Origin of the sequence: Shewanella sp. S1-49-MNA-CIBAN-0167 (assembly GCF_040310145.1) — a bacterium.
Lineage (GTDB): Bacteria > Pseudomonadota > Gammaproteobacteria > Enterobacterales > Shewanellaceae > Shewanella > Shewanella psychromarinicola.
The window spans coordinates 1-256 of record NZ_JBEOPO010000373.1 but is presented as its reverse complement, the minus strand read 5'-3'; the positions used below and the strand labels follow the sequence as shown (position 1 = coordinate 256).

The window sequence follows — 256 nt, the reverse complement described above, 5'->3', positions numbered from 1 at the left end:
CACAAAATGTGTACATGACCGCTGATTAAACTCTGGCGTTTTTGTTGCCGCTCATGACTATTATCACTGGTGAGCACATCCGCACTAATACCGGCTAAGTTGAACTTCTTCGCCATGTATTCTGCATGTTCTTTGCTGACACAAAACGCCAAAGCTTTTATCTGACGAATGTCAGTGACCGTGTCATTAAGGCTTCTAATAATGCGCACAACTCTTTGTTCATTATGAGTATATAAATGACTTAGCTCTGCAATAT

General features: G+C 40.6%; 1 protein-coding gene. It reads right to left on the bottom strand.

All coding sequences use genetic code 11. The features are described 5' to 3' along the window. Positions 1-256, bottom strand: a 256-nt coding sequence (locus tag AAEZ00_RS21685; protein WP_351090044.1) for a hypothetical protein, incomplete at both ends; no start/stop codon positions are given.